The 20,897-nt window shown below is 36.1% G+C and carries 22 protein-coding genes and 1 pseudogene; 15 read left to right on the forward strand and 8 right to left on the reverse strand.

Going from position 1 to position 20,897, the window contains the following annotated elements; genetic code table 11:
- Window positions 1–206: 206 nt before the first annotated feature.
- The 4 genes from BR30_RS35880 to BR30_RS0112600 all read right to left on the reverse strand — a co-directional run bounded on the left by BR30_RS35880 (window position 207) and on the right by BR30_RS0112600 (window position 2,324).
- Entirely contained in the window at window positions 207–503 is a 297-nt protein-coding gene (locus tag BR30_RS35880; RefSeq protein WP_231507700.1) for a CBO0543 family protein, read from the reverse strand.
- Window positions 493–990, reverse strand: a complete 498-nt coding sequence (locus BR30_RS0112590) for a CBO0543 family protein (RefSeq protein WP_231507701.1) — start codon at window positions 988–990, stop codon at window positions 493–495. The genes BR30_RS35880 and BR30_RS0112590 overlap by 11 nt, the downstream gene beginning before the upstream one ends.
- Window positions 991–1,032: 42 nt before the next feature.
- Window positions 1,033–1,245, reverse strand: coding sequence for a DUF899 family protein (locus BR30_RS0112595; protein WP_026565328.1), 213 nt, complete (start codon window positions 1,243–1,245; stop codon window positions 1,033–1,035).
- Between the two features lie 230 nt (window positions 1,246–1,475).
- Window positions 1,476–2,324: a helix-turn-helix transcriptional regulator gene (locus BR30_RS0112600; RefSeq protein ID WP_026565329.1), complete on the reverse strand. Its 849-nt coding sequence runs from the start codon at window positions 2,322–2,324 to the stop codon at window positions 1,476–1,478.
- A gap of 123 nt (window positions 2,325–2,447) precedes the next feature.
- Between BR30_RS0112600 and fabF the strand changes: the two genes are divergently transcribed.
- A complete protein-coding gene (gene fabF, locus BR30_RS0112605) occupies window positions 2,448–3,680 on the forward strand; it encodes a beta-ketoacyl-ACP synthase II (RefSeq protein ID WP_026565330.1) in 1,233 nt (410 codons plus the stop codon).
- Between the two features lie 160 nt (window positions 3,681–3,840).
- Here fabF and BR30_RS0112610 read toward each other — a convergent pair whose 3' ends face one another.
- Window positions 3,841–4,392, reverse strand: a complete 552-nt coding sequence (locus tag BR30_RS0112610; protein ID WP_026565331.1) for a helix-turn-helix domain-containing protein — start codon at window positions 4,390–4,392, stop codon at window positions 3,841–3,843.
- A 101-nt stretch (window positions 4,393–4,493) separates the two neighbouring features.
- On the opposite strand from BR30_RS0112610, the gene BR30_RS0112615 reads away from it, so the two are divergent.
- Complete coding sequence (locus BR30_RS0112615; RefSeq protein ID WP_197032330.1) at window positions 4,494–5,198, forward strand: AzlC family ABC transporter permease; 705 nt, start codon at window positions 4,494–4,496, stop codon at window positions 5,196–5,198.
- Window positions 5,195–5,521, forward strand: coding sequence for an AzlD domain-containing protein (locus BR30_RS0112620; protein ID WP_026565333.1), 327 nt, complete (start codon window positions 5,195–5,197; stop codon window positions 5,519–5,521). Before BR30_RS0112615 ends, BR30_RS0112620 begins: the two co-directional genes overlap by 4 nt.
- A 186-nt stretch (window positions 5,522–5,707) precedes the next feature.
- Here the strand turns inward: BR30_RS0112620 and BR30_RS33365 are convergent.
- Together BR30_RS33365 and BR30_RS0112630 are read right to left on the reverse strand one after the other, a co-directional pair.
- A pseudogene (locus tag BR30_RS33365) lies at window positions 5,708–6,468 on the reverse strand (SDR family oxidoreductase).
- Between the two features lie 167 nt (window positions 6,469–6,635).
- Window positions 6,636–6,869, reverse strand: a complete 234-nt coding sequence (locus tag BR30_RS0112630) for a hypothetical protein (protein ID WP_026565334.1) — start codon at window positions 6,867–6,869, stop codon at window positions 6,636–6,638.
- A 139-nt stretch (window positions 6,870–7,008) separates the two neighbouring features.
- Between BR30_RS0112630 and BR30_RS0112635 the strand changes: the two genes are divergently transcribed.
- The 6 genes from BR30_RS0112635 to phoU all read left to right on the forward strand — a co-directional run bounded on the left by BR30_RS0112635 (window position 7,009) and on the right by phoU (window position 12,102).
- A complete protein-coding gene (locus BR30_RS0112635; protein WP_026565335.1) occupies window positions 7,009–7,917 on the forward strand; it encodes a phosphate ABC transporter substrate-binding protein in 909 nt (302 codons plus the stop codon).
- Window positions 7,918–7,994: 77 nt separating this feature from the next.
- Entirely contained in the window at window positions 7,995–8,918 is a 924-nt protein-coding gene (pstC, locus tag BR30_RS0112640) for a phosphate ABC transporter permease subunit PstC (protein ID WP_026565336.1), read from the forward strand.
- Window positions 8,915–9,802: a phosphate ABC transporter permease PstA gene (gene pstA / locus BR30_RS0112645; RefSeq protein WP_026565337.1), complete on the forward strand. Its 888-nt coding sequence runs from the start codon at window positions 8,915–8,917 to the stop codon at window positions 9,800–9,802. Before pstC ends, pstA begins: the two co-directional genes overlap by 4 nt.
- 55 nt (window positions 9,803–9,857) lie before the next feature.
- The gene (gene pstB / locus BR30_RS0112650; RefSeq protein WP_051633605.1) at window positions 9,858–10,640 is read left to right on the forward strand and encodes a phosphate ABC transporter ATP-binding protein PstB; all 783 of its coding nucleotides are present in this window, start codon (window positions 9,858–9,860) and stop codon (window positions 10,638–10,640) included.
- A gap of 14 nt (window positions 10,641–10,654) precedes the next feature.
- On the forward strand, window positions 10,655–11,428 hold the full coding sequence (pstB, locus tag BR30_RS0112655; protein WP_026565339.1) for a phosphate ABC transporter ATP-binding protein PstB: 774 nt from the start codon (window positions 10,655–10,657) through the stop codon (window positions 11,426–11,428).
- 14 nt (window positions 11,429–11,442) lie between these two features.
- The gene (phoU, locus tag BR30_RS0112660; RefSeq protein WP_026565340.1) at window positions 11,443–12,102 is read left to right on the forward strand and encodes a phosphate signaling complex protein PhoU; all 660 of its coding nucleotides are present in this window, start codon (window positions 11,443–11,445) and stop codon (window positions 12,100–12,102) included.
- 193 nt (window positions 12,103–12,295) lie between these two features.
- On the opposite strand, the gene BR30_RS0112665 is transcribed toward phoU, so the two are convergent.
- Window positions 12,296–15,421 (reverse strand): efflux RND transporter permease subunit, encoded by a 3,126-nt coding sequence (locus BR30_RS0112665; protein WP_026565341.1) that lies wholly within the window; start codon window positions 15,419–15,421, stop codon window positions 12,296–12,298.
- 244 nt (window positions 15,422–15,665) lie between these two features.
- Between BR30_RS0112665 and pssA the strand changes: the two genes are divergently transcribed.
- The 6 genes from pssA to BR30_RS0112690 all read left to right on the forward strand — a co-directional run bounded on the left by pssA (window position 15,666) and on the right by BR30_RS0112690 (window position 20,641).
- On the forward strand, window positions 15,666–16,157 hold the full coding sequence (pssA, locus tag BR30_RS0112670) for a CDP-diacylglycerol--serine O-phosphatidyltransferase (protein ID WP_026565342.1): 492 nt from the start codon (window positions 15,666–15,668) through the stop codon (window positions 16,155–16,157).
- A 202-nt stretch (window positions 16,158–16,359) separates the two neighbouring features.
- Window positions 16,360–17,637, forward strand: a complete 1,278-nt coding sequence (locus BR30_RS0112675) for a DedA family protein (RefSeq protein ID WP_026565343.1) — start codon at window positions 16,360–16,362, stop codon at window positions 17,635–17,637.
- A 36-nt stretch (window positions 17,638–17,673) separates the two neighbouring features.
- A complete protein-coding gene (locus BR30_RS0112680) occupies window positions 17,674–18,387 on the forward strand; it encodes a response regulator transcription factor (RefSeq protein ID WP_026565344.1) in 714 nt (237 codons plus the stop codon).
- Window positions 18,365–19,102 (forward strand): HAMP domain-containing protein, encoded by a 738-nt coding sequence (locus tag BR30_RS38675; RefSeq protein WP_331280787.1) that lies wholly within the window; start codon window positions 18,365–18,367, stop codon window positions 19,100–19,102. Before BR30_RS0112680 ends, BR30_RS38675 begins: the two co-directional genes overlap by 23 nt.
- Before the next feature lie 6 nt (window positions 19,103–19,108).
- The gene (locus BR30_RS38680) at window positions 19,109–19,756 is read left to right on the forward strand and encodes a sensor histidine kinase (RefSeq protein WP_331280788.1); all 648 of its coding nucleotides are present in this window, start codon (window positions 19,109–19,111) and stop codon (window positions 19,754–19,756) included.
- 420 nt (window positions 19,757–20,176) lie between these two features.
- Window positions 20,177–20,641, forward strand: coding sequence for a hypothetical protein (locus BR30_RS0112690; protein WP_035445504.1), 465 nt, complete (start codon window positions 20,177–20,179; stop codon window positions 20,639–20,641).
- Window positions 20,642–20,897 lie beyond the last annotated feature (256 nt).

A 20,897-nucleotide genomic window follows, 5' to 3' on the forward strand; every position in this document is an offset into this window, starting at 1 on the left:
ATTTCATGAAGGGCTGAACAATTTATAGTGTTTCAACGCCACGAATGCGTAAGTGACATACTCCGAATGTGTTAATGGTGAAAGTATGAGCGTACCTCAAAGGATAACCAAAATGGAGCTATCTCTTACTACGTGAGAGGAGAGGAGAAACGAGTGTGGAACTTTTAGAACAAATTCTAAGTAATCAAAATATGAACGAAGCCTACCTACGTGTCTATAAAAATAAAGGTGCCAGTGGTGTTGATGGAGTTACAGTCGACGAACTTAAGCAACACCTGAAAGAGAACAAAGATGAGTAAGCTAGTTCGATTGACTGAAGCAAATGACCGAACAGGATATTCAATCAGCCCAAACTCTACGACCAATAGACCTATTAGAAAAGTAATAACCTGTTTGAACAAAAATGCTACTACCGCAAGTCGAATTTTATTTTTAGGTATGAAAAAAAGAATACATGTTGCTACTGCATACACCGATAACAAGATCCACCATTCAATCTTCATTAGTGCCTCCAACGTGTGACTTAATAGGAGGTTTTTCCTTATAGAACCAATTACAGCAGACTAGGGATATGAAAAAAAGGAATCCAATGTAAATCCACATCCCATACCAAGTCAAGGATTCATATTTTATCAAATCTGTATATCTTTCTAGAACGGTATCATATATCGTGAGGATAGAAATCCATCCGAAAAAGTATGTAAATCTAAACCATGGGCTGTTCTTTGCTTTCCTATGTACATAAAAAATGGCAAACAATATTGGATAAAAGATATAATTGATTGTAACCGTGATGTCTGTTGCTTTAGGGAACAGCCGAACAGGCGCACTTAACAAACCATATGTAAAAGCAGGCATATCACAAAGCCAAATGAATGCTTGAAACATTATGGCAGCCAATAATCCCTTGCGCCGATCTTTGATAGGAATAAACAGAATAAAACCAATAAAACCAAACAGCCACATTGCTGCCAGAATCATATACTCCATTTGCATCTTTCAGAAATTCCCTTTCTATATCCTCGTATGGTTTTATATTTTTGGAACATATTGATCATGTAAGTCTACTAGTGAAAACTTACCGTTGAGACCGTCAAATGTGTAAGATTTACTGACAGCTTCCCACGGCAAATCTCGTCTTTGCTGCGTGAGTTCATCCCGTAACTTCGTAAATTCCTTTTCTTTCTGTAGAAGTTCTTTTCTCGCTTCGATCCATTCATTCCTTGGCAGAACAATATGTTCCATAGCAACACCTCATTATCTCGGTTTTTCCCACTTATTCTATCCAATATAGAACCAGGTATGCTTTCTTCGCTTTCTTATATCTGCAAATGCATAGAGATTTATAAGTTTGTGTTATTAGTTGTTATTATTGACATTTAAGTTATAATGCCTTTTCCGATATACGGAGCAGCTTACTTGAGCATGATTCTTAAACATTACGAACTGATTATATAATCTTTATGATTTATTAATTAACTTTTTTCACTATTATTCATCCTTTTCTTCAATTTTTCTTCAGTAGATGAACCCTCAACTGGAGTATAAATGCTACACCAAAAATCTGTATCCCCATGAACTTGTAAAGAAGTTAAATTAAAAATCATTTTACCTGCCTTGGAATGTCTGAATTCAATCAACACTTCGGGAGCCATATTTACTTGATTTTCTTGCCATAAAGATTGAAAATCTGGATTAAGATTCGACATTTCTTCAAGAAATTGAGTGTACCATTCATCCCCCATATTTTGCCCATAATAAACCCTAAAGATGGAAAGAAATCCTTTCACAAAATGCTCCCAATTGACAGCTAAAGCCCTCAACTCTTTCCTCGTAAACACTAAGCGAATTAAGTTTCTCTGTTCGATGGGAATTTGTTCGAAATTCAGAAAAACATAGGCTGCAGCAGGATTCCAACCAACGATTTGGAAATGTCGGTCTGTGATCAGAGTAGGGCAGTATTTTAATTCTGTTAAAATTTTTTCTAAAGAAGGGGAAAGTTTTGTTTGTAAAACTTCATGTTTATACACATTTGTGTTAACTTCTAATGCTAAATCGTATAAATACTTTCGTTCATCATTATTTAACTGTAGAGCAGATGCTATAGAATCCAGTACAGAAGACGAGACCTTAATATCTCGCCCTTGTTCTAGCCATGTATACCAGGTAGTGCTTACTCCCGCTAACTGGGCAACTTCTTCCCTCCTTAGACCTGGAGTTCTCCGCCTAATTCCCGGTGGTAATCCTACTGATAGAGGTTGTATAGTTGCACGTTTTGACTTTAAAAATTTTGATAGAGCTTCTAATCTTGTTTTACTATTCATCTTATATTACTCCTGTCTTAAAACGATAATCATATTACTAATTATACTATGATAAACAACAACTTGTAATAGGATAAATACGATGCCAAAATATAGATAATCTAATAACGAGGGGGAATAAATATGGAACGAGTTGTGATTACAGGGATGGGAGTCGTGTCACCCTTGGGAAACAACGTTGAAACATTTTGGAGGAATTTAACCGAAGGCAGGTCTGGCATTTCTTACATTAATACATTTGACGTAAGTAAACATAAAACCAAAATTGCTGGATTAGTAAGGGACTTTAATGCTGAGGATATGCTTGGTCAGAAGGATGCAAGGCGTATGGATAGATTTTGTCAATTTGCTCTAGTTGCAGCTGAACAAGCATGGAACGATTCCAATCTGAACATTAAGGAAATAGATTTAGAGCGTCTTAGTGTATATATTGGTTCGGGAATAGGTGGAATTGAGACTTTGATGCAAAATATTGATGTACTTCGAGAAAGAGGACCACAAAGGGTAAGTCCAACAATGGTGCCTTCGATGATAGCAAATGCAGCTTCAGCACAAATAAGTATCAAATGGGGGGCATTGGGACCTTCGATGGCACCTGTTTCCGCTTGTGCAATTGGAAATACTGCTATTGGAGAGGCTTTCAGAATTATTCGGTATGGTACGGCTGATGTAGCATTTGCTGGAGGGGCTGAGGCAGCCATAACAGAATTGTCTCTAGCCAGTTTTGGGAATGCAAAAGCGTTGTCTTCGAGGAATGATGAACCAAGTACTGCTAGTCGTCCTTTTGATGCGAATAGAGATGGATTTATAATGTCTGAAGGTGCAGGAATTTTAATACTTGAATCTTTGACACATGCTTTACGCAGAAATGCACGAATTTATGCTGAAGTAATTGGATATGGTGCTAGTTCTGATGCATATCATATGGTTTCTCCACATCCAGAAGGTAAAGGAGCCTATCTTGCAATGAAAATGGCTTTAAAAGATGCGTCCATTTCTACTGATGATGTCGATGTAATTAGTGCTCATGCAACAAGTACAGAGGTGGGTGACATATCTGAAACAAATGCTATAAAAAAATTGTTTGGCGAACAAGCGTACAGGATACCAGTTACGGCGAATAAGTCGATGACAGGACATTTATTAGGAGCAGCTGGTGGGGTTGAAGCTATTGCATTAGCAAAAAGTCTCCAAGAGGGCATCATTCCGCCTACCATCAACTTAGAACAGCCCGATCCATTATGTGATTTAGATTATGTTCCAAACGTAGCCCGACATACAAATCTCAAAATAGGGATCTCCAATTCATTTGGATTTGGTGGGCATAATGCAGTAATTGCTTTGAAAAAGTATTAGTTGTGAAAATAGTTTTATTAGAGAGAGTGAAGAAATGTACTTACTATCGGGTAACTACTCTTCAATTAGAATAAAATCAAGGACCTTATTTGTGGTCCTTGATTTATATTTAAATATGAACAATATATTTAACAGAGCCAATAATAAAAAAAAATAGATATTAGTCGGGATAAAAGATAATTAGGTAGAATCTAACAACTTCATCCGAAGAGTTTATATAAATGTGTTCAGTATTTGCAATAAATTTAATCGTCTCATTTGTGTTTAATACAAACCTCTCACCTTGAACTTCAAGTGTCAATATACCTCGTTGTATAAGTACATATTCCTCACCTATATGTTTTTCAGATATATGACTACATCCTGGCTTTAAGTCCACAGCAAAAATCTCAAACTTTTTTTCGGGGTTAAATGGGAAGATAGAATATACAAGATAATTTCCATCATTATCAATCATTGGATTGAGTTGATTAATGTTTATTTTTTCAATTTGTGGCTTTTCATTTTCCTTTAAAAAAGCAGAAAAAGATACGTGTAATCCATTTGCAATTTTCCAGAGAGTTGTAACAGTAGGATTTGATTTTCCATTTTCAATTTGACCTAACATGGCTTTACTAACTCCAGTTAGCTCCGCTACACTATCTAAGCTCAATCCGCGCTTTTTTCTTATTTCGGCAAGATTACTAGCGATAACCTCTTGAATGAACTCCATAAATAATCTCCTTGACTCTTATTTATATTCATTATAACATACATACATACAATATAACAGACAGAAGGGTGAGGGGTACTTTGATTGAATTAACAAATGAAATGAACAGCGAAGGGAGCCTTTCTACATTTTCTCAAGGCGTAAAAGATTGTATCCCAACCTTAATAGGTTACATCAGTATTGGAATTGCTATGGGGATTGTTGGAGTTTCCTCAAATCTAAGTATTGCAGAAATTACTCTTTTAGCTGCATTAGTTTATGCAGGTGCATCTCAGTTTATTATCTGTGCTCTCTTAGTAACTGGAAGTCCGATTACAGTCATTATATTTACCACTTTTATTGTGAATTTGAGGAATTTTTTATTATGTATGGCATTGGCTCCGCACTTTACAAAATATTCTCTAATGAAAAATATCGGGATTGGTGCTCTTGTAACAGATGAGTCGTTTGGTGTTGCCATGAATAAAATCTCCAAAAAAGAATATATGAATGCCGAATGGATGAATGGATTGAATATAACCGCTTATATATTCTGGATTTTATCATGTATGTTGGGTGCAATTTTCGGAAAATGGATTTCAGATCCAAAAGTATTTGGTTTAGATTTTTCTTTAACAGCAATGTTTTTGGCATTAGTTGTTTTGCAATTTCAAAATATTGAAAATGGAAAGCTTAAGTTCTATTTATCATTAGTTTTGTACGTGGTTCTATTTATGATCGTTCTCTGTATATTTGTTCCTTCTTATTTAGCAATTATTTTATCGACAATTATAGTAGCAATTATTGGAGTGGTAAAAGACAAATGAGTATTAATTTATCCATTTTATTAATTATTTTAGGGTGTGCCATTGTAACCTTCGTTCCGAGAATAATTCCTTTTTTAGTTATAAGAAATATTAAGCTGCCAAAAGTAGTTGTCAAATGGCTTTCGTATATCCCTATTTGTATTTTTACTGCACTTATCGTTGATAGCTTTATCGTCAAAGACACATCATCATTAATATCTATAGATTGGAGTGTGCTCACTGCTATTATCCCAACTCTTATGATAGCCTTATGGACAAAGAGTTTGTCAGTTACTGTTTTAGTGGGCATCGTATGTATGGCTACTGTTAGATTTATATTTTAATGAAGAAAGAAAGTGAACAAAAGTACGTAAGCGGGTTCAAGAGGTGAGGATGCAGCTGCCATTTTGGCGGCTGTTTTAATTAAGCAAAAGGGGAGATTAGTTGAAAAATTACTGGCTAATTAAAAGAAACTCGCTACTGATTGAGCGAGTTTTACTGCTTCATGTTCCGACATGAAGCATAGAAATTTATTCAATTGTATTTTTCGTTGCATTGTACATATTTGCAACGTGTTCATCGACTTTATCTCGTGACATACGTAGTCGTTCCACGGAAGTACCATATCCAATTTCTTGTTTACCCTCTTCTAATCCTTTAAAAATCCCATCTGCGAATGCTTAACGGTTCTCCATGAGTATGCAACCCTGCTCCGCCTAAATCTGTATTCACTGCAGGAGGAGCAACTTCAATTATTTCTACAGATGAATTAGAAAGTTGGTGTCGTAGACTCATAGTAAATGAATGAAGTGCCGCTTTCGTTGCTGAATAGATTGGAGCAATAGCAAACGGAGTAAACGCTAACCCAGATGTAACGTTAACGATAGTCGCCGCTTCTTTTGTAGCAAAAAATGGTGCAAACAGCATAGATAGATGTATTGGTGCTTCAATGTTGGTTGTGATTTCTTGATTGAAATAATTCCAATTGTTCTTCGCATCTGCTTTTAAACACATTAAAACGTTGTTGAATCCCTGCGTTGTTCACTAACACATTCACTTCTGGAAAGTTCTCTGTTACCCAATCAAACAATGATACACGCTCAGATTCAGTGCTCAAATTACTTACATGGGTAATAAGGTCCGGGGAATATTCTTTTGCATTTTGAAGTACGTTTTCACGTCGTCCAGTAACGATGACTTTATTTCCAGCTTTGATAAAACGTTCTGCGAAAGCTAATCCTATCCCAGCACTTCCACCAGTAATAAGGATTGTATTTCCTGAAAGTTGCATTTTAGTTCCTCTTTTCCAACTATTTTCTTCACTTAATAAAATAGGAAAATATACGAAGACCAAGGTTGTGATCAGGACCTAACGCTTGTTCGATTTTTCAAAACTCGGAGTTAGTTGAAAAATGAAAGCTAATCCCATCTGGCTGACAGATGGGATTTTACCCATTTTTATTTTTTTACAGGAGGATTATTGATATCCACATGAAATGGCAGAAGATTATCTTCTTCATTTTGATAGAATTCTTCCTGAATTTTTTGATTGGCTATTTCTGTATCAGAGTTTGGCTGGGAAGACATCCTCTCACTATAATCGTTAAAACTTCTACTCATAGCCTGATTTGCCTGCGTAGTAGCATTATTTGTTTCTCCTTCTTTTAACACATCAATCCCTCGCTTCTTCATTTTTTGTGACCATAATATCACTTATTAATTTTGTTGTTTTTAAACAATAAATACATGCGACTTATTAGCAAATTTAATTAATAAAAAAAACTCCGGAAGGCATTCTAACAATGAAATAAAAATTTCTTCTAGGAGAATGATGAATATGAAAAAAATTAGCTTATGGATGACTATTTTAGCTTTAATAGTTTTCTCCGCTGCGTGCGGTGGAGGAAATGATAAGAATAACGGTGGAGACACCGCTGAAAAGGGAAAGAATGGAGTATCTGGTTCCATAGTTGTTTCAGGTTCATCTGCTATGCAGCCACTAGTTGCAGCTGCAGCGGAAGAATTTATGGCGAACAATCCGGATGCGGATATTCAAGTTAATGCCGGCGGATCTGGTACAGGCCTATCACAGGTTGCGGAAGGATCCGTTCAAATAGGTAACTCAGATGTATTTGCAGAAGAAAAAGAAGGGATCCCTGCAGATCAATTAGTCGATCATAAAGTAGCCGTTGTCGGAATTACTGCTGCAGTCAATCCTGGAGTCGGGATTAAAGATATTTCAAAAGAAAATCTTATTAAAGTATTTACTGGGAAAATTACTAACTGGAAAGACGTTGGCGGTAAAGATCAAAAAATCGTCTTAGTTAATCGCCCTGATGCTTCCGGTACTCGTGCTGTATTTAACAAGTTCGGTCTAGATGGGGCAACGCCGGCGGAAGGTATTACCGAGGATTCCTCAAATACTGTTAAAAAAATCGTTAATGAAACCGCAGGTGCCGTTGGTTATTTAGCCTTCTCTTATTTCACGGATGATAAGGTAACGCCGCTGGCGATTGATGGGGTGGAACCTACAGATGAAAATGTACAATCCGGTAAATTTCCTATTTGGGCCTATGAACATTCTTATACAAAAGGTGAACCAAGTGGGGCAGCGAAAGAATTCTTGGACTATTTAATGTCAGACGACGTTCAAAACACCTTATTAAAAGATCAAGGGTACCTACCGGTCACAAAAATGCAGGTGGAACGTGACGCTAAAGGGAATCAAACAAATAAATAATGAGATTCTAGGTGGGAACAGGGTAAATGTACAAACACATTTACCCTTATAACGTAATTCAGGGGTGTTTGTGCATTATGGAAAAACTGCTTCCGGCAAAAGAAAGATTACTAAAATCACCTAAAGATAGAGCGGGCGGGGAATTCAGAGGAAAAGTCCTTGTTCTTTTATGTGCGGTGATAATGATTTCTGCAACTATTGCCATTACAATTTTTTTAACTACAAAAGGGCTGCAATCCTTTATTAAGAATGGTGTCAATATAATTGAGTTCTTAACCAGTAAGACCTGGGACCCTACTAACAAAGCCAATCCGAAGTATGGTACGTTACCTTTTATTTTTGGTTCCTTTGCTGTGACCTTTTTATCAGCCCTTGTTGCAGCACCATTAGGGGTTGGCGGCGCCATTTTTATGACAGAAATTGCTCAGACCTGGGGTAAAAAGGTCCTGCAGCCGGTAATTGAGTTACTTGTTGGAATTCCTTCTGTTGTATATGGATTCATCGGGCTTACAGTTTTAGTTCCATTTATCCGGGAACATATTGGAGGACTGGGATTTAGTTTGCTTTCCGGAACGATTGTGCTTTCCATTATGATATTACCAACAGTAACAAGCATTGCCACTGATGCAATGAGTTCTTTGCCAAAGCCGTTAAGAGAAGGTTCTTATGCTTTAGGAGCAACCCGTTGGCAAACGATTAGGAAAGTGTTGATTCCTGCAGCATTGCCTTCGCTGCTCACTGCCATTGTACTTGGTATGGCGAGAGCGTTTGGGGAAGCATTGGCTGTTCAGATGGTCATTGGGAATGTGAAGACATTACCATCAAGTTTGTTAGAGGCTTCTGCAACCTTAACAACCATTATTACATTGAACATGGGTCATACAACATATGGGAGTGTAGAAAATAACACTCTCTGGTCGATGGGATTAATTTTATTAATCATGTCGTTTGCATTTATCCTCTTTATCCGTTATCTATCTTCAAGGAGGAAAATGAAATGAATGCCAAGTCTGCTGATCGAATTGCGTCATTTGTCTTCTATTTAATAGCGATCATTATTATTTCGATACTTGTTGGGTTGTTTTACTATATTTTAGTCAACGGGCTAAAAAACATATCCTTTTCTTTCTTAACCACACCATCAAGCAATGTCAGAGGTGGGGGAGGAATCCGTGACCAATTATTCAATTCATTTTATATCCTGTTTATTACGATGCTGATTGCTGTCCCTCTTGGAGTAGGCGGAGGAATTTATATGGCAGAGTATTCAAAACCCGGTAAGGTGACGGATTTCATTCGTTCTTGTGTGGAGGTTTTGGCATCTCTCCCTTCAATCGTTATCGGTATGTTTGGTTTATTGATGTTTGTTAACCTTACTGGATGGGGCTATACCATATTAGGAGGTGCTCTCGCACTTACAGTATTCAACTTACCCGTTATAGTACGAGTAAGTGAGGACGCCATCCGAACTGTTCCGCGTGAATTAAAAGAGGCGAGCCTTGCGTTGGGGATCACTCATTGGCATACCATTAAAACGGTGATATTACCTAGCGCATTTCCAACCATATTGACAGGGATTATCCTTGCTTCCGGCAGGGTTTTTGGGGAAGCGGCTGCCCTTTTGTTTACAGCAGGGTTATCTACACCAAGGCTTGATTATGCAAACTGGAATCCATTTTCTCAAACTTCACCCTTAAATATTTTTCGGCCGGCGGAAACTTTGGCAGTTCATATTTGGTCTGTCAATACTCAAGGCTTAATTCCAGATGTCGAAGAGGTGTCCAGCGGTTCTTCCGCTGTCTTAGTCATTTCCGTTTTAATCTTTAATTTATTGGCAAGATGGATTGGAAGTTTGATACACCGAAAAATTACAGCAACTAAATAAAAAGCAGGTGAGGATCTTGGTTACAGCTACTAAGGAAAGAGCGGTTGAAACGAATGTGGAACAAAGCAAAGGGAATGGCCAGAAAACGAATATCTTGAAAGTCGAAAACTTAGAAATTTTTTATGGAGAAAAACGGGCGGTTAATGGGATTTCATTAGGTATTGAAAAAAACTCAGTAACAGCGCTTATCGGACCATCCGGCTGCGGAAAATCGACTTTCCTGAGAAGCATTAACAGAATGAACGATTTAATTCCCGGGGCAAGAGCTGAAGGGGAAATTGTTTATGAGGATCTAAATATTTTATCCGAACAAATAAATGTTGTCGCTTTGCGTAAAGAAATAGGGATGGTCTTTCAAAAACCAAATCCGTTTCCCAAATCTATTTACCAAAATCTAACGCATGCATTAAAGTTTGCAGGAATCCGAAAGAAAAGTGAGCTTGATGGTATTGTTGAAGAAAGCTTGCGTAAGGCTGCCTTGTGGGAAGAGGTAAAGGACCGTCTTCATAAATCAGCCCTTGCACTTTCGGGAGGACAGCAGCAGCGTCTCTGCATTGCCAGGACGATAGCGATGAAACCAACTGTCATGCTTCTTGACGAACCTTCCTCTGCACTTGATCCTATTTCTAATGCTAAGGTTGAGGATTTAATCGTGGATTTAAAAAAGGACTATTCCATTATTATCGTCACACATAATATGCAGCAAGCCTCTCGTGTATCGGATAAAACCGCATTCTTCCTTAGCGGTGATTTGATTGAATATGATTTAACAGAAAAAATCTTTACCAACCCTTCACAAACAAAGACAGAAGAATATATTTCAGGAAGGTTCGGGTAAAAGGAGGGCTTACTATGTCCGAAATATCTGTGCATAGACAGGTTTTTCAAATAAATGATTTAGATCTATATTATGGAGAGCATCAGGCTCTAAAGAAAATAAATTTTCCAATAATCAAAAAAGAGGTAACAGCTATTATTGGTCCTTCCGGATGCGGAAAGTCTACTTTTATCAAAACTTTGAACCTGATGATTAATTACGTCCCAAAGGTAAGGATGACTGGGGAAATTAATTATAATAGTCAAAATATATTAAATGATAAAATCGACCTGGTCGAACTAAGGAAAAACGTGGGGATGGTATTCCAAAAAGGAAATCCTTTTCCGCAATCGATATTTGATAATGTAGCTTTTGGCCCAAGAATCCATGGAATCAAAAAAAGAACTCATCTTGAAGAGATTGTTACGAAATCGTTGATGGACGTTGCATTATGGGATGAAGTAAAGGACCGTTTAGGTGCTCCTGCTCTTGGACTCTCCGGAGGACAACAGCAGAGGTTGTGCATAGCGAGAGCCCTAGCTACAAAACCGGATGTTTTGTTAATGGACGAACCGACATCAGCCCTGGACCCAATCTCAACGTTAAAGATTGAGGAATTAATCTTAAAACTAAAAGAAAAATATACGATTGTTATTGTGACACACAATATGCAGCAAGCCTCCAGGGTTTCGGATAAAACAGCCTTCTTTTTGATGGGAGAATTAATTGAGCTGGATGATACTTCAAGTATTTTCTCAAACCCAAGGGATGAACGTACTGAAGGATATATTACGGGAAGATTTGGTTAAAGGAGTGATAAATTATGATTACAAGATTGAATTTCGAAAATAATTTAAAACAATTAAAAGAACTGTTGATGGATATGGCCCAAAAATCGGAAAACGCCATAAAAGATAGTATCAATTCACTTATTAATCAAGACTTGGATAAAGCCAATGAAATCCTTAATAATGATACAGTGATAGATGATTTAGAACATGAAATTAACAATAAAGCCATTACTTTAATTGCAAAGGAATCTCCTGTAGCAAAGGACCTTAGAAGAATCGTCGTTGCTTTAAAAATTTCGTCCGAAGTTGAACGAATTGCTGATAATGCGGTTAACATTGCGAAATCAACCATACATATTGGCAAAGAAAAACATATTAAGGAAATAGTCGATATCCCAAAGATGATGGATCTTGCTTTAGAAATGTTAGATGATTCTCTTAAAGCCTTCCTGGAAGAGGACGTAGATCTTGCTAGAAGATGTGCACAAAAGGATGATAAGGTAGATGAAATGTATGGAAGATTAGTTAAAGAACTTATGGAATATTTAAAGCAATATCCCAATCAAACCAATCAAATCACACAGTTAGCTTTTGTATGCCGATACATTGAAAGGCTTGCTGATCATTCTACTAACATAGCTGAACATGTCATTTACCTTGTGACAGGCGAACGCTATGATTTGAATGCTTAAATCAATAGACAAGCTTCACTAATGGCATAATACACTTTAATAATGGAACCAAAAAAGTTATAGTAGGGAAAAGAATAGGAGATGGTGGAACTGTGGACCTATCTTTATTCACTTTATTTAAAGTATAGAAACCAAGGGACCTAAATAGGTTCCTTGGTTTTTGAATAAACAACATGCAAGTAAAGTACTTTTTTCAGATAATACTGTTTTGTACTGAAGCATTACCGTTTTTGGTTGCGGCTGTTTTATGCAACCATTCATAAATGATCGGAATGATAATAAAGCTGTTAATGGTTGATGTGACCATACCGCCAATGACGACAATACCAAGCATTTGAGAAATGACCGTATCTGCATTGTGTGAAAATGCAAGTGGAAGTAATGTAAGAATCGTTGCTGCCGCTGTCATCAAGATTGGGCGGATCCTTGAGAGACTACCACTTAATACCGCTTCTTTCACAGGCATTCCTTCTTTTCGGTTTCTTTCAATCTTATCAATTAACACAATTCCGTTAGTTACTACAATACCTGTAAGCATTAAAATACCGATTAAGGCTGCCAAATTCCATTCTCCATGGAATAAGATAAGTGCGATAACCACACCACTTAATGCAAGTGGAATGCTTAATAGTACTGATAATGGAGCTCTCCAACCTTTAAATATAGAAGAAGTTATTAGTAATACTAAAAGAATAGAGAATGCTACTGCAACGGACATATCAAAAATCATTTGTTTTACTTGTTCAGTGATTCCTCCCAATGAGTACGTTACATTTTTTGGAAGATTCAAGTCGCTTAAAGCTTTTTCTGCTTGACTTGCAACTTTGCTAATATCATTAGATGTAATCTGTGCTGTCACTAAGGAAAATGGTTGACCATCTCGCTCACTAACCGTTGAAGGAGTGATATCCTTTGAGATTTTAGCAATTTGGTCAAATCGAATCATTTCACCATGACTTCCAGGCACTGTTTCAGCCGCTAATGAAGCTAGAACATCAACCGCAGAAGCATTAATGGTGATCGCAGAATTTGTGCCAGTAGCTATTTGATCTAAATATTGATCCACAGGAAGTACTTTGTGATCAACTGTTACGCTTGCATCTTTTGAAGCCGACATATAACGGTTAATGACTGTTAGAATATCAGATACATTTACACCTTTTTCTTTAATCGCCTTTTGGTCAAATGTTACTTTATACTTTGGTGAACCGTTTGTTAAATCCACTTTCCCATCGACACTTAAATCTGCAACTTTTGATAAGTTAGTTCTTGCTTCTTGAGCCACTTGATCCAGTGTTGCTTGGTCTGAACCTGTAAATAGAATACGCATTTGTGAATCATCACCAGAGATGTTCTGACTTGTTACAGTATAAATAACATCTTTTGATAATGTCGGAAGCTGGTTTTGTAATTGTTTAATCACAGAATCAGCATCTTTATCGTTCTTCAATACTACAGCTAGGTTAGCGACATTTGGATAGGTGATAAATCCTCCGCCTTGGTCAAACACATCATCACTTTGAGGTGTCATGGTAGATCCAAAATTGGATGAATAGGCAGCAACTTTTGGATTTGCTTTTAATGTTTTCTCAATTTTTTGCACTTCAGCATCCACTTGAATTAACGTACTTCCTTTTGGAAGCTCTGCTTTAATGGCAATTTGTCCAATTTTTCCGCTTGGCAATAAACTTACTGGAAGGAAAGCAGAATAAATGCCAGCAGCCAAGAATACTAAGATCGAAACAATAATCATTGCTTTCTTATGTTTAAAAGCAGATTGCAAGATTGGTTTCATTTTTGAATCGAGTTTGACAGTTTGTTTTTCTCCGTTTCCACCTTTCCATCCCATGAAAGCAAGAGCAGGAATCACCAACATCGCAACAAAGAATGAAATGATTAAGGCAATAACAACTGACCAAGCGAAACCGCTATATGAGGCACTGATGACGCCGCCAACAAATGCGATTGGGATATAAACAGCAATGGTAGTTAAAGTAGATCCCAATATCGCAGGAATCATTTCAACAACAGAAGAGGCAAGAATAGAAAGGAGAGATTGTTCCTTATTTTCTTCGCGCTTTCTATACATATTGTCTAAGATAACAATCGAGTCATCGACAATACGACCCATCGCAACAATCAAACCTGAAACCGTTAAAATGTTTAACGTGATACCCATTGATTTTAAGAAAGCCGTTGTTGCTAGTAAAGAAATTGGCAATGAAATGGCAATTAATAAGGTGCTTCTAACATTTCGGAAGAAGAAGAACACACAAATCATCGAGAATAAACAGCCAAGTAAGCCTTCACGAACCAATCCGAATAGAGAGCTGTTTAATTCTTTTTCACGGTCAAGTAAAACTTGGAACTTAACATCCTTTGGATTTACGGTATCCAATTGAAGATGTGCCACACGGTCTTTTACTTGATTAGCCACATCTGTGATATTGGCTGATGGTGTCTTGATTACATTTAAAGTAACGCTTGGTGCTCCATTTGTTCTTGAAACGGTTTTTACGTCATTTAAAGAATGAGTGATGGTACCAAACGCTGATACAGGAATAACTTTTCCATCCTTATTCTTAATCGTTGATTGTTCCATTTGCTGCACTGTTAAAGGTAATCCATCAAAAGATACTGGGATGGATAATTGGTTGTTAACGATATTTCCTTGTGGCATGGATGGAACAGCTAAAGCAAACGATTTATTTACATCATCCAAAGTCAGTCCGTTTTTCACAAGGTCTTTCATACGAATCGTTAATACATATCCATCTTTCGCTCCACCAATGACAGATACATCCGATACACCTGGAACAGATTTTAATTGTTTTACCATTTCTTGTGTTGCAGTGGAACGTAGTGTTTGCTCATCCAACTTTGAACTTGTTACAGTATAAGTCAAAATCGGGAATGAGCTTGTTGTTAATCGTGTTACTGAAGGAGTGCTTGTAATAGTTGAAGGAAGATCTGCATTTGCCAATGCTTTATTTACTTGCTCTTCAGCTACCTTCATGTCTGTATCCATCGGGAAATACAAACTCATAAATAATCCGCCGTCATAGGAAGTGCTTTCCACATTGGATAGACCATCTACTATTTTGACAGCACTGGCCAAATTATCAGTGACTTGCTGTTTTACTTGTTCAGCCTGCAAACCTGAAACTCTCATACTAACTGAAAGAGTAGTATTGTTAATCCCAGGCAAATAATCTCGTTGCATCTGGTATGCTGAAATACCACCCCATGCCAAGATAATGACCACACATACGATCATCAGAATGGCTCTTTGCATGGTTGCTTCTACTAACCTTTTCATTGTTTTTCCTCCTCTATTTATATATAACTAAACCCAAATATCTTATAGTTTTCTGTGTAGAATATAAAAAATGATATTGAATTTGAATTGGGCAATTTAAAGTATATACAACAACCTTTTGGGTTCCCTTAGTAAAACATTAAGATTTGATTAATAGGTTCAATTAATTTACATCTTGAGCTATTTCATAAGATTATCTGGGAATGATATATAAAAGTGGAGTCGATTGGGAGGTGGGATTAGCTTGTTTAATAAAATAGGAAAGGCCATACCTAATTTATTTACAATAGGAAATTTATTGTGCGGCGTTCTTTCCATTACATGTAATATGAGTGGATTTTTAGAGGTATCTGCCGTTTTAATATTCTTTTCAGCCGTATTCGATCTAGTGGATGGTAGGGTTGCCAGAAAATTAAGAGTGAACAGTGAATTTGGCGTACAATTGGATTCATTAGCCGATATTGTAAGCTTCGGTGTAGCTCCTGCTCTTCTATTTCATGCGATTGCTGCACCATCCATATTAACTTCTTTGGCATTTATCCTTTTTCCAACTATGGGGGCATTAAGGTTAGCTAAATTCAATGTGAAACCAACCGTGGGTTATTTTAGCGGATTACCTATTCCAGCTGCTGGATTACCTTTGGCGGGGATGGGTTTCTTTTTATATAGCAATGCGTGGATTACCTTAATCCTCGCTCTGCTAATGGTAAGTCCAATTAGGGTAAAAAAACTTTAATTTATTAATCTCCTGAGTAAAAAGCTATTATCCATTCATAATGGGTATAGCTTTTTTTCCTTATCTTATAGTTTCCTTAAGACAGGATTAAGATTTCATTAACATAGAAAATGAATGCATTAAACGTGCTACATTGAAAGTGGGTCTAAAGTTCAAGGATTATACTTTTGAGTTACTTTTTCTATAAAATGGGGGCATTTATATGTCATATTTAATCACATTGTTTGAACAGCATAGTTATCTCATATTATTTATAGGGATTTTTCTAGAACTCATGGCTCTTCCAATTTCAGGTGAGTTCCTAATGAGCTACGCTGGATACTTTGTCTATCAAGGAAAAATGAATTACATTTTAGCACTTTTGACTGTCTTTCTTTCAGGTGGTGCGGGAATTACCGTAACCTATTGGATTGGGAAGGCAGGAGGATATAAACTAATCGAAAAATACGGAAAGTTTATTCACATGGGACCAGAAAGATATAAGAAAATAGCTGATTGGTTTGATCGTTCTGGTAGTAAATTGCTTGTTTTTGTCTATTTCATACCAGGTATTAGGCATTTCACTGGTTATATTTCTGGAATTTCTAAAATGCCTTTTCGAAAATTTATTATTCCTGCTTATACAGGTGCTTTTTTATGGGGAGTTTGTTTTATAACTTTGGGGAAAGTATTGGGCCCAAAATGGGACAGCTTCCATCAAGCTGCTAGTAAATATTTAATCGTATTCATTATTGTTTTCGCTGTATTGTTATTAGGTTATTTTGCTTATCGGTATTATAAAGTTCCAATCAAGGCATTTTTTATTCATTTGCTAAAACGATTGGTACAGCGGCTAAATACAATTAGAGCAACTGAGATATTTCTAATCATCCTTACATTAATTTTAATAGGTATGGTCACACTGATGCTGGGAATGGCACAAGACTATTTATATGACGAGTTTTCCCAGTTTAATAAGGTTACCAAATACATCATTCATTCAGCTATTTATATGAGTTGGATGAACGGGTTTATCGTATTTCAATCACCATTTGCACTTGGTTCCATGATAGCAGTAACCATAATCCGAATTTGGAGCAAGGGCCGAAACAGAGGACTTGAATTTCTTTTACTAGGAGTATCAATAGCAGGAGCCAAACCCTTTCATGATACGGTTATTAAAGTATTTACCTATCTACAATCAGTCGGGTTTGTTGGGAAATTTCACTCGGGAAATTTTCCTGATTTTAATGCTACCGTTTTGATCATTATTTATGGCACATGTTTATTTTTACTTGTTCGCCATGCCAATAAGAATTATGCGGCTATATTTGGTCCTTTATTTTTATTTGTCCTATTAATTGGACTAGCTATTGTAAATATTGCATCAAATGTTGTACTGCCAAGTGATATGGTGGGTGGTTATGTTTATGGCGGTGTTTGGATATTTTTTAACTTCTTATTGTTTGAAATGTTAAGACTTGTTATAGAAAAGTATTGAATGGAAATGGCACATTAAGGGGAAGGGTTAAGGACTATGAAAACACATATTTTATTCATTGAAGATGAGACTCAAATTGCACGTGTATTAAAAATGGAGCTTGAGTTTGAAGGTTATGAGGTAACAGTAGACCATAACGGTAAATCAGGTTTAGAAACCGCCTTAACTACTGACGTGGATTTAATCCTATTAGACGTAATGTTGCCAGGAGTAAGTGGAATAGAGGTATTAAGACGTTATAGAAAGGATAACAAGAAAACACCCGTTATTCTTTTAACAGCACGAAATACAACATTTGATAAAGTTGCAGGTTTGGACCATGGAGCTAATGATTATGTCATAAAGCCTTATGAAATTGAAGAATTGTTAGCTCGGATTCGTTCGTGTCTACGAAATTATGATAAAGAGGAATCTTTGATGGAACAACCCTTATTGACAGTAGAGGACTTAGTTATTAATACAGACACACGAGAAGTAACAAGGGATGGACAATTGATCACCTTCACACCGAAGGAGTATGATTTACTGGTTTATTTGGTATTGAATAAAAACAAAGTAGTAACAAGAGATAGTATCATTATGAGTGTTTGGGGATATGAATACGAGGGTGAAATGAATGTCATTGATGTTTTTATCAGGCAAATAAGAAAAAAGATGGATGAAGGATTTTCTTTCCAATTAATTAATACGGTTCGAGGGATTGGTTACACCATCAAGGAGAAAAAAGATGAAGATTACGACAAAAATTAATCTTTTAACCACTGTCTGGATGCTTTGCATTTTAATGATTATTAATTTTGCGGTCTTCTTTCTATTTATGAAAACAACAGTAAATATGGAAGAAAAGGTTCTCCTTCAAAAAGCTGAGGATATTCTAACAGAAATTGGTTCAAATCCGTCTTCCAGTAATGTTGAAGCACGGTTAAAGGAGAATTTAAATGACCATTCATTTATAAGAATGATTCAACCGAAAAATAAGGTTGTTCATGAAGTAACTAATGACCAATTACTCTCGAAAAAAATGAAAGGAAAATACACCACGAAAAAGCAATCCCAAACACGGTTGATTTCGGCAGAAAACGGAGAAGAGGAGGTTTTAATTATTCGGTTACCGATTAAACATGGAAATAACGTGAGTTTGGAGATTGGAGAACGGTTATCAGGTCTAGAAACGAGAAAAGAAATTCTCCGTGGGATATTAGGGTTTTGTACACTATTAGCAGCTATATTGTCTATACTTGGAGGAAGATGGTTAGCAAATATGATAATGAAACCTATATCCAATATGATTAACACCATGGAAGAAATTGAAAAAAGCGGTGTTCCGAAAAAAATTATCATCCAAAATGAAACGAAGGATGAACTCTATACAATGGCGAATACGTTTAATCGTATGATCATTAGGATTCAAGAAAATCTCGCCAAACAAGCACAGTTTGTTTCTGATGCTTCACATGAATTATAGACGCCATTGACCGTCATCAAGAGCTATGCAAATCTCTTAAAAAGGCAAGGGATAGAAAATAAAGATATAGCAGAAGAGGCTATCTATGCCATTCATACAGAGGCCACTAGAATACAAAAAATGACTGATACTTTTCTGGATCTAGCTAACTTAGAAAATGAAAATATATTAGAAATAAATAAAATCGACTTAGTAACTTTATCCGAAAACATACTAAAACAACTTAAAGAGGTATATAAAAGGGAGATATTACTGCGTTTTGAGGAAAATCCAATCATTATTTATGCCGATGAGTTAAAGATAAAGCAAGTCATTATCATCTTGATTGATAATGCAATGAAATATAGCAATGATAAAATTGAAGTCTTCATAGAAAGAACCCACCAACATGCAATAATCAGTATAAAAGATTATGGAATAGGAATCCCCGAAAATGAAATAGAGAATATTTTTGAACGTTTTTATCGAGTGGACAAAGCAAGAGGTCGTGAAACTGGTGGTTCTGGTTTGGGTCTAAATATTGCCAAAAATATTGTACAACTACACAAAGGTGATATTAAGATAAAAAGCAAAGAAGGATTAGGCACGAAAGTAGTAATATTTTTACCAATTTTGAATGAACAAATTCGGGATGAAAGCAGTCCTTTTGTATGAGTTTGTGAAAAAGTGTACTTAAGTTAGTTGAGAAGGGGCTTAAGAGAATGCTGTTCACAAATAATATTAATTACAATGGCATTAAGGGAGTTGAATCCATTTTTTTGTTAGTTCTTGATTAATTAAAAATCTGCCAAATAGTTGAAGAAAATACTTTAATAATGAGTTTTTAACCACGAAATATTTCTTTTTACCTAAACCAATAAATTAGTGGAATGAGTTATTTTATTCTAATTTTCTTAATTTACATAAAATTTACGATATATCCGGTTCATGGATTATTCACAGGTTACGATCATATCCTGTTTGTGATTAGTTTACTTTTGGGGCTTTAACCATTCGTCACATCTTTCAGATCCAAATACTGTCTTGGAACTTAATACAAACTAGTTCGTCATATACATAAAAGGGGGAATGTGTATGAAGAAATGGTTTTTAATATTAATAGCTCTTTTTGGACTTACCATAATTGGTTGTTCAAATAATGGATTGTCAGGAGGAAAGCCTCCTAAAGCATTTATAGAAATCAATAATAAAAGATTTGAAACTACACTTGGTACTTATTGTTGGCAAGAGAATGGAAAAGGTGATTGCGTTGATACTGTTGGCCCAATTGAGCTATTAAAAGGTAAAAAGCCAATAGAAGTAAAATCTGGAGAGAATATAACTTTCCTGATGGATTATAATCCAAAACCAAATAAATTCCATGTTATACAGATAAGTAATAACAAAGAAACTGAAATCGTTGTTAAGGATAATAATTTTTCAGCACCTATACAGAAAGGGGTCTATTATTACTCTTATGGAGTATGGTGGATGGATGAAAAGGAAGAGAATTTATCTCATGGCGATGCTTTTTATTCTTTCTCCTTAGAAGTAAAATAGTTCATGCTCAACAAAAGGGTGCAAGAGTAAAAGTCCCAGCTGCCATCAATTATTGGCGGCTTTCTTCTTGTACTAAGTCTACTAACTTGGCAGGTTAGTAGAAGAAGAATTTTGATATTTTTGTTATAATATGGATAAAAATTAGTAGTGCGGGTAACTCGTTAAGTTAATGTGAAAAGAGGTACGCAATGGAGGTAATTTTAGCAAGTGTGTTTTCAGATATAATAATATTTATTACTATCTTTTTTATGATGAA

The sequence above is a fragment of the Bacillus sp. UNC41MFS5 genome, from assembly GCF_000686805.1.